Origin of the sequence: Burkholderia sp. JPY481 (genome assembly GCF_038900515.1) — a bacterium.
GTDB classification, from domain to species: domain Bacteria; phylum Pseudomonadota; class Gammaproteobacteria; order Burkholderiales; family Burkholderiaceae; genus Paraburkholderia; species Paraburkholderia youngii.
The window spans coordinates 1-255 of record NZ_JAYMRT010000193.1; the positions used below are offsets into that span (position 1 = coordinate 1).

The window sequence follows — 255 nt, forward strand, 5'->3', positions numbered from 1 at the left end:
CTCAGGGGTCTGTAGCTCAGTCGGTTAGAGCACCGTCTTGATAAGGCGGGGGTCGATGGTTCGAATCCATCCAGACCCACCACTGTCTTGTCTGGTGAGCTGGTCGGGTGAGCCCCTCTGGAGTGTGGGCTGTATGACTGGGGGATTAGCTCAGCTGGGAGAGCACCTGCTTTGCAAGCAGGGGGTCGTCGGTTCGATCCCGTCATCCTCCACCAATCCTCAATGCGCAGGGTTCTGCACACATGCAGAGCGTTG

At 58.8% G+C, this 255-nt stretch carries 2 tRNA genes; both read left to right on the plus strand.

Annotated features, from left to right (window positions below):
• Positions 1-5 precede the first annotated feature (5 nt).
• Positions 6-82: transfer RNA gene (locus tag VSR82_RS40295), tRNA-Ile, on the plus strand.
• A 57-nt stretch (positions 83-139) separates the two neighbouring features.
• Positions 140-215, plus strand: a tRNA-Ala gene (locus tag VSR82_RS40300).
• Positions 216-255 lie beyond the last annotated feature (40 nt).